The organism is Bradyrhizobium sp. USDA 241 (genome assembly GCF_049739505.1).
Lineage (GTDB): Bacteria > Pseudomonadota > Alphaproteobacteria > Rhizobiales > Xanthobacteraceae > Bradyrhizobium > Bradyrhizobium liaoningense.
In genome coordinates this window covers 4279049-4292092 of sequence record NZ_JBMGPZ010000005.1, presented here as the reverse complement: position 1 = coordinate 4292092, position 13044 = coordinate 4279049, and the positions used below count along the sequence as shown (strand labels likewise).

10 protein-coding genes and 2 pseudogenes are annotated in these 13044 nt (G+C 65.8%); 6 read left to right on the top strand and 6 right to left on the bottom strand.

The features are described 5' to 3' along the window. Positions 1-47 precede the first annotated feature (47 nt). The gene (locus tag ABIF91_RS42730) at positions 48-827 is read left to right on the top strand and encodes a 2-keto-4-pentenoate hydratase (RefSeq protein WP_028182050.1); all 780 of its coding nucleotides are present in this window, start codon (positions 48-50) and stop codon (positions 825-827) included. Between the two features lie 256 nt (positions 828-1083). Here the strand turns inward: ABIF91_RS42730 and flgH are convergent. From flgH to flgF, 6 genes and pseudogenes are all read right to left on the bottom strand, one after another. Further along, positions 1084-1587, bottom strand: a pseudogene (flgH, locus tag ABIF91_RS42725) (flagellar basal body L-ring protein FlgH); the annotation flags it as partial. Positions 1588-1734: 147 nt separating this feature from the next. Then, positions 1735-2864, bottom strand: a protein-coding gene (locus ABIF91_RS42720) for an IS3-like element ISRj2 family transposase (protein ID WP_129557670.1) whose coding sequence is annotated in 2 segments (ribosomal slippage) — positions 1735-2612 and positions 2612-2864 — 1131 coding nt in all. Because the reading frame shifts where the segments join, the coding sequence is not laid out codon by codon here. A gap of 82 nt (positions 2865-2946) precedes the next feature. Beyond that, positions 2947-3216: pseudogene (locus ABIF91_RS42715) on the bottom strand (flagellar basal body L-ring protein FlgH); the annotation flags it as partial. Between the two features lie 3 nt (positions 3217-3219). Beyond that, complete coding sequence (flgA, locus tag ABIF91_RS42710; protein ID WP_424579788.1) at positions 3220-4365, bottom strand: flagellar basal body P-ring formation chaperone FlgA; 1146 nt, start codon at positions 4363-4365, stop codon at positions 3220-3222. 10 nt (positions 4366-4375) lie between these two features. Then, the gene (gene flgG / locus ABIF91_RS42705) at positions 4376-5164 is read right to left on the bottom strand and encodes a flagellar basal-body rod protein FlgG (RefSeq protein WP_028182232.1); all 789 of its coding nucleotides are present in this window, start codon (positions 5162-5164) and stop codon (positions 4376-4378) included. 16 nt (positions 5165-5180) lie between these two features. Further along, entirely contained in the window at positions 5181-5942 is a 762-nt protein-coding gene (gene flgF, locus ABIF91_RS42700; RefSeq protein WP_028182231.1) for a flagellar basal-body rod protein FlgF, read from the bottom strand. 383 nt (positions 5943-6325) lie between these two features. On the opposite strand from flgF, the gene fliL reads away from it, so the two are divergent. The 5 genes from fliL (at position 6326) to ABIF91_RS42675 (ending at position 13042) form a co-directional block, all read left to right on the top strand. Further along, positions 6326-6823: a flagellar basal body-associated protein FliL gene (gene fliL, locus ABIF91_RS42695; protein ID WP_028182230.1), complete on the top strand. Its 498-nt coding sequence runs from the start codon at positions 6326-6328 to the stop codon at positions 6821-6823. Between the two features lie 19 nt (positions 6824-6842). After that, on the top strand, positions 6843-8045 hold the full coding sequence (gene fliM / locus ABIF91_RS42690; RefSeq protein WP_035675325.1) for a flagellar motor switch protein FliM: 1203 nt from the start codon (positions 6843-6845) through the stop codon (positions 8043-8045). Further along, on the top strand, positions 8042-8488 hold the full coding sequence (locus ABIF91_RS42685) for a DUF6468 domain-containing protein (protein ID WP_035675328.1): 447 nt from the start codon (positions 8042-8044) through the stop codon (positions 8486-8488). Before fliM ends, ABIF91_RS42685 begins: the two co-directional genes overlap by 4 nt. Positions 8489-8497: 9 nt before the next feature. Next, positions 8498-9253: a MotE family protein gene (locus ABIF91_RS42680; RefSeq protein WP_035675331.1), complete on the top strand. Its 756-nt coding sequence runs from the start codon at positions 8498-8500 to the stop codon at positions 9251-9253. A gap of 102 nt (positions 9254-9355) precedes the next feature. After that, positions 9356-13042, top strand: a complete 3687-nt coding sequence (locus ABIF91_RS42675) for a tetratricopeptide repeat protein (protein WP_424579787.1) — start codon at positions 9356-9358, stop codon at positions 13040-13042. The last annotated feature ends 2 nt before the right edge of the window (positions 13043-13044 follow it).

The window sequence follows — 13044 nt, the reverse complement described above, 5'->3', positions numbered from 1 at the left end:
GATGCTCAAGTGCCGCCTTCGAATGCGTAGCGTGGGAGGCGGCGCCGATGGACAGGATTCTCCAAGCCGCAAAGGCGATCGCGCTGGCGCGCCGCAATCATGCGCCGCTCGCGGCGCTGGAGCGCCCTCCCGCTGATGAAGCCGAGGGCTATCAGGTCCAGCGCGCCCTGCACGATCTCCTGCTGCCGCATCTCGGCCCGCTCGTCGGCTACAAGATCGGCTGCACCAGCCAGGTGATGCAGGAGTACATCGGCATTCCGCACCCCTGCGGCGGCGGCGTGTTCCAGAAGGGCGTCCATGACAGCGGCGCCAAGCTCGCCACCTCCAACTATGTCCGGGTCGGCGTCGAGTGCGAGATCGCGGTGCGGCTCAAGCGCGACCTCGCCGCCGGCGAGGCGCCGTTCACGGCCGAATGGGTCGGCGAGGCGGTCGAGGCCTATCATCCCGCGATCGAGATCGTCGACGATCGCTACGTGAAGTGGGAAACGATGGGCGCGCCGACCTTGATCGCCGACGATTTCTTCGCCGCCGGCTGCGTGCTGGGACCATCGGTGCCGCGCTCCTCGGTTCCGGACCTGAAGGCGGTCAAGGGCCGCGCCCTCGTCAACGGCGAGGAGGTCAGCCAGGGCACCGGCGCCGACGTGCTCGGCCATCCCCACAACGCCCTCGCCTGGCTCGCCAACCATCTTGCCGCCGAGGGCAAGGGGCTGCATGCGGGGCAGCTCGTGCTGACGGGCAGCCTGGTCAAGACGCTGTGGCTCAAAGCCGGCGACAAGGTGCGGATGGAGCTGGACGGGCTGGGCGTGGTGGAGGCGGAGTTTACGTAGCCTCTCCGTGCCGTCATCGCGAACGAAGCGATCCAGAATCTTGCCGCGGTGGCAGTTTGGATTGCTTCGCTTCGCTCGCAATGACGGGATTTGAGACGGCGGCATCGCTATAGATGCGCGGATCCGACACGCTATATCCCACGGCCCGTTTGCCAAAACACATGCGGCCCTCGCCAGGGGAGCTAGCGAGGGCCGCGTAGTACACCGTCGCTCGCGCCTAGGTTCGCGAGCACGATGTGGGAGCTCTTGAAGGGCCTTAGAAGGGCAGCAGCACGTCCATGACCTGCTGGCCGTAGCGCGGCTGCTGCACGTCGGTGATCTGGCCGCGGCCGCCATAGGCGATGCGGGCCTGGGCGATCTTGGTGGAGTCGATGGTGTTGTCGCTCTGGATGTCCTCGGGGCGCACGATGCCGGCGACGATCAACTCGCGGATCTCGAAGTTGACGCGTATCTCCTGCTTGCCTTCGACGACCAGGTTGCCGTTCGGCAGCACCTGGGTCACCACGGCGGCGACATTGGTCTGCAGGGCTTCCTTGCGGTCGACGCTGCCCTTGCCCTCGCTGGACGAGGTCGAGTCGGCGGTCAGGATACGGCCGGGCAGGATCTTGTTGGCCTGGGTGATCGTTTGGGAGCCGATGAAGTCCGTGATTCCGGAATCTTCCTTGTTGGTGCGGCTGCGCGAGGTGTCGTTCTCGATGTTGGCCTTGTCCGTGATGTTCACGGTCACGGTCAGGAGGTCGCCGACCTGGCGGGCGCGCTGGAGAGCTGGCCCCGGTTGTTTGGACAGCGCCCCGCTGGATTTAAGTGGATTCCTGCCGGGTTATGCTGAACGCGGGGCTTTACGGTTTTGTCGTTGCGTCGGGAGGGCGTAGCCCGACCAGAGCGACGACAAAACCGTCGGCGACGGTCATGCGGCCATCACCATAGCTTGCGTGCCGAAGTAAGCCTCGTCGGGCGTGCGCCCGTCAAGGCTCGAGTGAGGGCGTCCCTGATTGTAGAAGGCCAGATACTTGGCAATTGACGCTCGCGCCTCGGACACGCTGTCGTAGGCGCGGAGATATACTTCTTCGTATTTGACCGTGCGCCAGAGCCGCTCGACAAACACGTTGTCGCGCCAGGCGCCCTTGCCGTCCATGCTGATGGCGATCTTCGCGTCCAGCAGCACATCGGTGAACTCGAGGCTGGTGAACTGGCTGCCCTGATCCGTGTTGAAAATCTCGGGCCTGCCGTGCTTCGCCAACGCCTCCTGGACCGCTTCGACGCAGAAGGCCGCCTCCATTGTGATCGAGACGCGATGGGCCAGGACCCGTCGGCTGAACACATCGACGACCGCCGCGAGATAGACGAAGCCACGCCGCATCGGAATGTAGGTGATGTCCATTGCCCACGCATGGTCGGGCCGCTCGATCTTCAATCCGCGCAACAGGTACGGGTAGATCTTGTGACCCGGAGCCGGCTTGCTCGTGTTCGGGCGACGATAGACCGCCTCGATCCCCATGCGCTTCATCAGCGTCGCGATGTGGCGGCGACCGGCGTATACGCCCTCCCGCCGCAGCAACGATCGCAGCATACGCGCTCCCGCGAAGGGATAATCGAGATGCAGCTCATCGAGCCGACGCATCAAGGCAAGGTCCTCGGCCGAAACTGGCCGAGGTTCATAGTAGACCGTGCTGCGAGCCAGCTTCAGGACCTTCGCCTGGCGCACGATAGAAAGATCATGATCGCGGTCGATCATCGCTTTGCGCTCAGCAGGCCCGCCTTGGTGAGCGCGCCGGACAAAAAATCGTTTTCCAACGCCAGCTCGCCGATCTTGGCATGTAACGCCTTCAAATCGACCGGCGTCTCGGCCGATGTCTTGTCATGCCCAAACACGCCGGCGGCGCCTTCCAGGAGCTGGTTTTTCCAGATCGTGATCTGGTTCGGATGAACATCAAACAGTTGCGCCAGCTCCGCCAGTGTCTTGTCGCCTTTGACCGCAGCCAAAGCAACCTTCGCCTTGAATGCCGGAGAATGCGTCCGGCGGCTCTTCTTCGTCATCTTCGCTCCTGATTCGCAGCAAGAATCCTCGCCGCTGTCAGGCAGAAAATCCACTCAAGCTACTGTCCGAATTTGCGGGGCCAGCTCTCTGGTCCTTGAAGAACGCGCGGCTGCCGTTGCGCCACAGCGAGTTCGGATTGTAGGAGGCAACTTCCGGCTTCGGCATCGGCATCTGCACGGGCTTGTAGCCGGGCTGCGTCGTCGGATTGTCGATCGCCGACAGCTTCGGCTGCTCGCCGATCTGCGACAGGCGGTCGATCGAGGAGCAGCCGCTCGCCAGCGCACAAGTTGCCAGCAGCAGGGCAGAGATCGCGATGCGACGAAGGCGGAAAGCCGAACTGAACGTGGACATGACCTACTCTGACTTGGCTGGAGCTTGGGGGAGACGGGCTTGCGGGATCGGGGCCTGCGGGATCTGTGCCTGGGCGATCTGGGCCGCAGACGCGGGGGGCTGGATCAGGCTCTGCGCCAGGGCTGCGGCCGGCGGCACGTCGTCACGCTTGATCGACGAGGTCTGCTCGACCGCAGGCGCCATCGGCGCGGATTGACTTCCACCCTGGACCGTCACCTGGCCGCGGCCGGTGACGACGCCGGTCAGCGTGCGCTTGGAGTGTAAATTCAGCACGCTGACGGTGTCGCCCTCGGCGCCGTTCTCGATCGCCTTGCCGCGCGTGGTGAGATAGAGGCCGGGCACCTGGTAGATGATGGTGACGGCCTGATCGCGCAGCACGAAGTCGGGCTTGACGATGTCGGCGACGCGGAGCGGCGTGCCCGCGCGCATCGCCCGGCGCAGCTGCATGCCGATGCTGCGGTCGCGCGCGGCCGGTTCCCCGGTGACCTCGGCCTTCGGCCGGCGCTCCAGCGAGACGTCGGAGGATTTCAGAAGCTCGGCGCGGTCGATGTCGCGGGTCAGCACGGCCACTTCCACGGTCTCGATCGCGGTGCCGGTGAAGCGCAGCTTGGTCGGCGCAGAGTTGCTGTTGTTGGCAATCTCGAAGGCGATGTCGAAACGGCCGCTGCGGGCGTCGTAGCGGGTTGCGACCGGCTCGAGTGCGCCGGTGTTGGAGGCATCGAGCCGCATCTCGGCGACGCTGCGGTCGAGCGTGACGGTGATGTTGGCGGCTTCTCCGAGGCCGAAGCGGCGCTCGAGCGCAGCGGTGACCGCGTTCTGGATGTCCTTGCTCGCGAGCGTGCGGGCGAGGCGGGTGACCTGGACCTCCTTGATGTCGCCGGTCGTGACGCCGATCACCTGCTTTGCCCGCAGCACCGACAGCACCTGGCCGACCGTCAGCGTGCCGGTGGTGCCGAGATCGGGCGAGCGGTAGACCGGGATCAGCGCGGCGGATCCTGCGTTCTCGATCAGATCGCCGATCCGCACCACGTCCGCCGTGACGGTGACGCTTGCGCGCAGCGCCGGCGAGGCGATGAGTTCGTCGGCGGCCACTGCCGGCAATGCCAGCAGGAGAAGGGTGGAGATCGAGGCGAGCGTGGTGCGGATCATCGTCATCACCTCAGCGGAACAGCGCCGTGGTCGACTGCATCATCTGGTCGGCCGCGCTGATGACCTTGGCGTTCATCTCGTAGGCGCGCTGCGCGGCGATCAGGTCGCTCATCTCCGAGACGACGTCGATATTGGCCTGCTCCAGGCTGCCCTGCGTGATCTTGCCGTAACCCTCGGAGTTGGCGGTGCCGTCCTGCGGCGCGCCGGACGAGGGGGTCTCGATGAACTGGTTGTTGCCGACGGGCTGAAGGCCCGCCTTGTTGATGAAGCGCGTGACGCCGATCTGGCCGATGATCGACGAGGTCGACGAACCCGGCAGCGTCACCGAGACCTGGCCCTGCTCGCTGACCGAGATCCCCGAGGCGTTGTTCGGAATGGTGATGGTCGGCTGCACCGGGTTGCCCTGCGCGGTGACGACGCGGCCCTGATTGTCCATCTGGAAGGTGCCGTCGCGGGTGTACTGGTAGGTGCCGTCGGGCATCAGGATCTTGAAGAAGCCATCGCCCGAGATCGCGAGATCGAGGTCGTTGCCGGTCTGCGACAGCGTTCCCTGCGTCATGCTGCGCGGCGTGCCGACGGTCTTGACGCCGCCGCCGATGTCGACGCCGACCGGCAGGATGGTGCCCTGGTCGGACGACTGGGCGCCAACGCGGCGAACGTGCTCATAGATCAGGTCCTGGAATGCCGCGGTCTGCTTCTTGAAGCCGGTGGTGCGCAGGTTGGCGATGTTGTTGGAGATCACCTGAACGTTGAGTTCCTGTGCCGCCATTCCGGTCGCAGCGGTGTGAAGCGCCTGCATGTCAGTTCTCCTTCAATCAGGCCGGAACGTCGGCGAGCTTGTCGATCGCCGATTTGTGGAGATCGCTCTGCTGCTGGAGCAGGCTGGCGATCGCGGTGTAGCTGCGCATCACCTCGACCATGCGGGTCATCTCGCCGACCGCATTCACGTTCGACTTCTCGATGTAACCCTGCTGCAAGGTGGACTTGGTGTCGGCCTGCTGGTTGGCCGAGCCGGCGCCATAGAGATTGCCGCCGAGCTTGGTCAGCTTGGCCGGATCGTCGAACGACACCATGCGGATCTTGCCGCGGATCGAGTCGGTCCGCGCCGTACCCTCGAGCACCGTGACGGTGCCGTCGGGCGCGACATTGATGTCGTGGTCGGTCGGCTGGAAGGTAATCGGGCCGGCATTGCCGAGCACGAGATTGCCGCTCGCGGTGACGAGCTGGCCGGTGCTGTTGAGCGAGAACTTGCCGTCGCGGGTATAGAGCTCGCCGCCATTGGCCTGCACCGCGAAATAGGCGTTGCCGTTGATCGCGATGTCGAGCGGATTGTTGGTCGGCTCCATCGGCCCCTGGCCGACGTCGCGGAAGGTGCCGCGATCCTGCACATAGGAGATCCGGCGGTCGCGACCGATGAAATTGTCATGACGTGCGTTCGAGTTGAGATACTCCTCGAACAGCGAATGGTCGGCCTTGAAGCCGTTGGTGTTGGCATTGGCGACGTTGTTGGCGATGACGTCCATCTGCCGTTCCAACGTCATCTGCCGCGACAAGCCGATCAGAAGCGCGTTCTGCATCGGAAATCTCCCCTGAGTGAGATCTGCCATTTCGCTCTCCCAAGCGCCTTGGCGGATCCCGTGAACGAGACCTCGGGTTCTCCCAAACCGTGAGGTCTCGGCCCTTTCTCAGCGAAAGCCGTGCCAACTCAAAAAATTGTGTAATTTCAATTTCTTGTTGATTTTTGATGGGCGCGGGAGGGCGGCAGAAAGGTTCTGTTAGCCATGTTTGCCCGGCAGATTTTTCCTAGCGGAGGCCCAATCGAAAGGTTCCGTTAACCATTATTACCGTAGCGTTTGCACATCAGAGGAGCGCATTGCGCTGGGGCATTTGTATCGCGTCACTGTCTGCCAGGAGGCTTCGCTCTTTCGACCCCTTTGAGAAATGAACGAGCGCGGCAACCATGGCAGAGAATGAGGAAGGCGGCGCAGCCGCCGACGGCGCGGAAGCCGCTCCGCCGAAGAACAAGCTCAAGCTCATCATCATGGCCGTCGGTCTGCTCGCCGTCCTCGGCGGCGGTGCGGCGACCTGGTTCTTCCTCTTCCGACACGGCGAGGGCGAGCACCATGCCGAGGCCGCGCCGCCGCCGAAGCCGCCGGCCTTCGTCGACGTCCCCGACCTGATGGTCAACCTCGCCGGCTCGCCCGGCGAGCGCGTGCAATATCTGCGGCTTAAGATCGTGCTGGAGCTGAAGGAAGAGAAGCAGATCGAGGCGATCAAGCCGACGATGCCGCGCGTCACCGACATCTTCCAGACCTATGTGCGCGAACTGCGCCCCTCCGACCTCAACGGCTCCGCCGGCATCTTCCGCCTCAAGGAGGAGCTGACCAAGCGCGTCAACGCGGCGGTCGCCCCGATCCAGGTCAGCGCGGTGCTGTTCAAGGAAGTCGTGGTCCAGTGAGCATGACGGACTAGGGATCATGGCGGGCAACGACCAGGTCGACCAGGATGCAATTGCCGCCCAGTGGGAGGCCTCGCTCGATTCCGAGGATCCCGCCGAGGCCGCAAAGGCTGCCGCCGAGAACGAGCTGTCGGAAACCATGGCCCTGCAATGGGCGGCCATGGTCGAGGACGGCAGTCGCGATCTCGGCACCGGCAAGAATTCCGGCGAGCGGGTGCTGTCGCAGGAGGAGATCGACAATCTCCTCGGCTTCACGGTCGGCGACGTCACGCTCGACGATCATTCCGGCATTCGCGCGATCATCGATTCGGCGATGGTCTCCTACGAGCGTCTGCCGATGCTCGAAATCGTCTTCGACCGCCTCGTGCGGCTGATGACGACGTCCTTGCGCAACTTCACCTCGGACAATGTCGAAGTCTCGCTCGACCGCATCACCTCGGTGCGTTTCGGCGACTACATGAACTCGATCCCGCTGCCCGCCGTCCTCACCGTCTTCAAGGCGGAGGAGTGGGAGAACTTCGGCATGGCGACGGTCGATTCCAACCTGATCTATTCGATGATCGACGTGCTGCTCGGCGGCCGCCGCGGCACCAGCCAGCTCCGCATCGAGGGCCGGCCCTACACCACGATCGAGACCGAGCTGGTCAAGCGGCTGGTCGAGGTGGTGCTGGCCGATGCCGAGCAGGCGTTCCGGCCGCTGTCGCCGGTGACCTTCACGATCGACCGGCTCGAGACCAATCCGCGTTTCGCCGCGATCAGCCGTCCCGCCAACGCCGCGATCCTGGTCCGCCTGCGCATCGATATGGAGGACCGCGGCGGCAATATCGAGCTGCTGCTGCCTTACGCGACCATCGAGCCGATCCGGGGCGTGCTGCTCCAGATGTTCATGGGCGAAAAGTTCGGCCGCGACCCGGTCTGGGAAGGCCATTTCGCCACCGAGATCGTGCAGGCCGAGATCGCCGTCGATGCGGTGCTCTACGAGGCCGACATTCCGCTCAAGCAGCTGATGCAGCTCAAGGTCGGCGACACGCTGCCGCTGGACATGCGCGCCGACGCCAACGTCACCGTGCGCTGCGGCGACGTCACGCTGACCGAGGGACGGATGGGCCGGGTCGGCGACCGCGTCGCGATCCGCGTGACGAAACCCTTGCGCAAGCCAAGTACGACACTGGCGATGTTCGAGAAGGTGGACGAGCAGAACAAGATGATGGAGGCCCCATGAACCACTCCCTGGGAATGGCGATCGAGACGCTGGTGGCTATCCTGCTGATGCTGACGATCGTCTACTGCGTCATGCTCAACAAGCGGCTGACGCGGCTGAAGGCGGACGAGCATTCGCTGAAGGCGGTCATCGGCGAGCTGATCACGGCGACGGAGATCGCCGAGCGCGCGATCGGCGGACTGAAGCTGGCCGTGCGCGACGTCAACGAGAACCTCGGCAGCCAGCTCGCCGCCGCGACGCAGATGTCGGACCAGCTCTACAAGCAGCTCGGCGAGGCCGACAACGTGGTGCGGCGGCTGTCCAAGATCGCGATCGCCGCGCGTCCCGTGACGAACCCCGAAACAGCTGCCGCGCCGGCGGCCAAGCCGTCGACGGCGAAGGCGGTGGCGGCTGCGGCCGAAGCCTTCTCCGAGCGCCGACGATCCAACGGCCTTGCCGCATAAAGCCTGGGTATGAAGTCCTTTCGTAACATCCGCGTCATTCCGGTCGTCCTGGTCGCCGTCGCAGGCCTCGCCACGCTGAAGGTGGCGGGCCTTGCGATCAATGGCGGCTATGTCTTCGACTACAAGCCGAACCAGAAGTCCTGGGCCGAGGAGAACCTGAACTTCCCGACCGGTCGCGCGGACCCCGACATCACCGGATCGACCCATGGTGCGCCGAAGGAGGCGCCGAAGCCCGCCGCGCCCGAGACCAAGCCTGAGGGCACCGTGGTCAAGGTGGAGGAAGGCCAGCCGCAGGTCTCGGCCTCGGAACGTGCGATCCTGGAGCGATTGCAGGCGCGGCGGCAGGAGATCGAGGCCCGCCAGCGCGAGATCGACATTCGCGAAAGCCTGCTGAAATCGGCCGAGAAGCGCATCGAGAACAAGGTCGAGGAGATGAAGGCGGTGGAAACCCGCATCTCCGCGACGCAGGCCGAGCAGAAGGCCGCCGAAGCCCAGCGCATGAAGGGCCTCGTGACCATGTATGAGGGGATGAAGCCCAAGGATGCCGCGCGGGTGTTCGACCGGCTCGAGATGGGCGTGCTGATCGAGATCGCCTCGGCCATCGCGCCTCGCAAAATGTCGGACATCATGGGATTGATGTCGCCGGAGGCCGCCGAGCGGCTGACGGTCGAGATGGCCCGCCGCGCCAATGGCGGCGGCGATCAATCGGCCTCGGCCGTCGATCTTCCCAAGATCGAGGGCAAGCCGACGCAAAAGCCGAATTGAGGGCTCATACTTAAGAAGTCCTTAATTGGGAAAACCTTAGATTCGACGGCACGGGCCGGCGCCAGTGCCGGCACGCCCGCCGAACCGGAAGAAATGCCGCCAATGGCGCGAGAGGCTGCCGCTGGATTTGTGTCGCGAGCCCGCGCAGTGGCGCGGGGATTGTCGCGTCATGTCCGAAAGGCGCGCGTGCTGACGGCCTGTGTCCTGATTGGCCTCACGGCGCCGGTCCGGGCAGCCGACCCGATCAGGGGCGAGGCGAGTTTTTCCGCCGGCGGCGGTTTCGCCCGTCTCGTCATCAAGCTCGGCGAGGACGTTCCCTCCGAGGTGACGACCGCAGGCTCCATCCTCGTGATCCGCTTCGACCGGCCCGTCGACGTTCCCGTCGACCGGATCCCGGAAGGTGCGCCCGATTATGTCAACTCCGCCCGCCGCGACCCCGATGGGAGCGCGATCCGCCTGTCGCTGGCGCGGCGCGTCACCGTCAACACCATGAACGCGGGCGAGCGCACCTTCGTCGACCTGCTGCCCGAAGGCTGGAAGGGACCGCCGCCGAGCCTGCCCATGGACGTGGTCAAGGAGCTCGCCGAGCGCGCCCGCGTGGCCGAGCGCGCGCTGCGCGCCCAGCGCGCCGCGGCCGAGGCCAGGAAGCGTCCGCAGATCCGCGTGCGTGCCTCGGTGCAGCCGACCTTCGTGCGCTTCGTGTTCGAGATGCCCGACGGCGTCGGCGTCTCCTCCGTGCTCAACGAGCAGAAGCTCACGCTCGTCTTCAACGCCAACCTCAATTTCGACCTGGCGGACGCGGTCGTCGCGGCGCCGCCGAACGTCGCCTCGATCAAGCAGAAGGCCGACATCGATCAGACCAATGTCGAGATCGCGCTGATCGGCGATTCAGACGAGAAGAACTACGTCGTCAACGTCGCCTTCCAGCCCGACAAGGGCAAGGCGGCCGCGACGCCCGAGGCGGCGATCGCGCAGATGAAGCCCGCCGGTCACGCACCGGCGCCTGCGCCGGATAAGCCGGCGGCCGAGAAGCCGAAGGACCCCAGCAGCGAGATCGCGCCGCCGACCTCCGAGGCGATCGCTCGCGAAGCCAAGATCGACATCAAGCCCGAGGTGAAGCCGGAAGCGCCCGCTGCGCTGCCGTCCACTGAGCCGCCGAAACCGGCAGCCGCTCCCGCGGTCGAAGCTGCGCCCGCTCCGGAAGTGCCCAAGGAAGCCGCGAAGCCGGCGTCGCCCGCTCCCGAAGCTGCGGCGGCGCCTGCCAGGCCGGCGCCGGCCGACGCCCCGAAAGAGCCGGTCAAGGAGGTTGTCAAGGCTGCGCCCGCGGCGCCGGCGGCGCAGCCGGCCGTTGCCAGCGTCGATGCGCGCCGCGACAGCGACGGCTTGCGCGTGACGTTCCCGCTTCAGGTCGCAACACCGGCGGCGGCGTTCCGCCGCGGCGACACGGTGTGGCTGGTGTTCGATACGCCGAAGCCGATCGATGTCGAGGCGATCCGGACCAAGGGCGGCGCCATGATCGGCGAGGTCGGCCGCATCCCGCTCGACAAGGGGCAGGCGGTGCGCATCCGTCTCACCCGTCCGCTGGTCTATTCGCTGACGAGCGAGGAGGTCGGCAAGGAAACCAACTGGCTGTTGACTCTCGCCGACAAGATCCAGGCGACGCCGCTGCCGCTGATGATGTCGCGCAACATCACCGATCCCGCGCTCGCCAACATCGCCATCCCCTTCGCCAATCCGGGCCTCCTGCACAAGCTCACCGACCCCGATGCCGGCGATACGCTCTACGTCGTCACCGCGCAGCGGCCGGTGCGCGGCTTCATCAAGCGGCAGGATCTCGTCGATCTCTCGCTCCTGGAATCCGCGCACGGCATCGCGATCCGGCCCAACTCCGACGAGGTCGGCGTCGAGGTCGGCACCGACAAGGTGATTGTCGGCAAGAAGGGAGGATTGACGCTCTCGCCGGTCGACATCTCGGCCGAGCGGGCGCCGACCGCGGTGCGCCCGATCTTCAGCCCCGAAGGCTGGCGCAAGGGCCAGTCGGAAAACTTCATGGCGCGCCAGAGCGAGCTGCTGACGGCGATCTCGGCGGTCGAACCGGCGCTGCGTTCGCTGCCGCGGCTGGACCTCGCGCAATTCTACATGTCGCGCGCCATGTATCACGAAGCCAAGGCCGTCACCGACGTGATGCTGAGCGACCCCCTCAACAAGGAGGAGAGCGGCGCGCTGATCATGCATGCGATCGCGAGCATCCTGATCGGCCGGCCCGCGCAGGGCCTGAAGGACCTCGCCAATCCCGTGATCGGCAACAGCCATGATTCCCAGCTCTGGAAGGCGCTCGCCTATGCGCGCCAGGGCAAATGGGCGGACGCGCGCGAGAAGTTCAAGAACGTCGAATTCGCCATCGCCTCTCTGCCGCTCGACATCCAGCGCATCGTGACGATGGACGCGATGCGCGCCTCGCTCGAGGTGAAGGACTATGCCGGCGCCTCCAAGCGCCGCAGCGAGCTCGAGGTGGTCGGTGTCCCGCCTGAGGCTGCGCCCGGATTCGCCGTGCTGCGCGGCCGGCTCGCCGAGGCGCTCGGCCACGACAAGGATGCGCTGGACGACTACAAGTTCGCGGTCGCCTCGAGCGACCGGCAGGCTGCGGCCGAGGCCAAGCAGCTCGAGGTCGCACTGCGTCAGAAGCGCGACGAGATCAGCAAGGAAGAGGCGCTGCGCGAACTCGAGACGTTGTCGATGACTTGGCGCGGCGACACGACCGAGGTCAAGACGCTCCAGATGCTGTCGCAGCTGTATGCCGAGAACGGGCGTTACCGGGATGCGCTCACCGCCGCGCGCACCGCGACGAGGCTTCAGCCGAACGCCGAGGCTTCGCGTCAGGCTCAGGATCTCGCCTCCGAGCTGTTCACGCAGCTATTTCTTGGGCCGAAGGGCGACGAACTGCCGCCGGTCGAGGCGCTCGGAATGTTCTACGAGTTCCGCGAGCTGACGCCGATCGGCCGCCGCGGCGACGAGCTGATCCGCCGGCTCGCCGACCGTCTCGCCTCGATCGATCTGCTCGACCAGGCCGCCGAGCTCCTGCAATACCAGGTCGATCATCGCCTGGAAGGCGCGGCGCGCGCCCAGGTCGCCGCGCGCCTGTCCATGATCTATCTCGCCAACCGCAAGCCCGACATGGCGATCACCGCGCTGCGCGCGAGCCGCATCAGCGATCTCTCCGGCGAGCTCCGGCAGCAGCGCCTGCTCCTGGAAGCGCGCGCGCAGAGCGACGTCGGCCGCCACGATCTCGCGCTCGACATCGTCTCAAACGTGTCGGGCCGCGAAGTGCTCCGCCTTCGCTCCGACATCTTCTGGGCGGCCCGGCGCTGGCGCGAGTCCGCCGAGCAGATCGAGCTCTATTACGGCGAGCGGTTCCGCGACTTCAAGCCGCTCAATGCTGTCGAGAAGAGCGACATCATCCGCGCCGCCGTCGGCTACGCGCTCGCGGACGATTCGATCGGCCTGTCGCGCTTCCGCGAAAAATACGCGCCGCTGATGAGCGAGAGCGCCGACCGTCTCGCCTTCGACATCGCCAGCAAGCCGGCCGCAGCCTCGAGCGCCGAATTCGCCGAGATCGCCAAGCTGGCTGCCAGCGTCGATACGCTCGACGGCTTCCTGCGCGAGATGAAGCAGCGCTTCCCCGACGCCACGGCGCGCGCGCCCGGCGCGCCGCAGGCCAAGGACGAGTCCGACCACACCGGCTCGCTGCCCACGATTCCGGTCGTGCGGCAGATCAAGATGACGCGGTAGAG

Excerpts from the sequence above, each read along its gene's own strand:
- ABIF91_RS42730 (WP_028182050.1), top strand. The coding sequence starts at position 48 with ATGGACAGGATTCTCCAAGCCGCAAAGGCGATCGCGCTGGCGCGCCGC.
- flgA (WP_424579788.1), bottom strand. The coding sequence starts at position 4,365 with ATGATCCGCACCACGCTCGCCTCGATCTCCACCCTTCTCCTGCTGGCA.
- flgG (WP_028182232.1), bottom strand. The coding sequence starts at position 5,164 with ATGCAGGCGCTTCACACCGCTGCGACCGGAATGGCGGCACAGGAACTC.
- flgF (WP_028182231.1), bottom strand. The coding sequence starts at position 5,942 with ATGCAGAACGCGCTTCTGATCGGCTTGTCGCGGCAGATGACGTTGGAA.
- fliL (WP_028182230.1), top strand. The coding sequence starts at position 6,326 with ATGGCAGAGAATGAGGAAGGCGGCGCAGCCGCCGACGGCGCGGAAGCC.
- fliM (WP_035675325.1), top strand. The coding sequence starts at position 6,843 with ATGGCGGGCAACGACCAGGTCGACCAGGATGCAATTGCCGCCCAGTGG.
- ABIF91_RS42685 (WP_035675328.1), top strand. The coding sequence starts at position 8,042 with ATGAACCACTCCCTGGGAATGGCGATCGAGACGCTGGTGGCTATCCTG.
- ABIF91_RS42680 (WP_035675331.1), top strand. The coding sequence starts at position 8,498 with ATGAAGTCCTTTCGTAACATCCGCGTCATTCCGGTCGTCCTGGTCGCC.
- ABIF91_RS42675 (WP_424579787.1), top strand. The coding sequence starts at position 9,356 with ATGGCGCGAGAGGCTGCCGCTGGATTTGTGTCGCGAGCCCGCGCAGTG.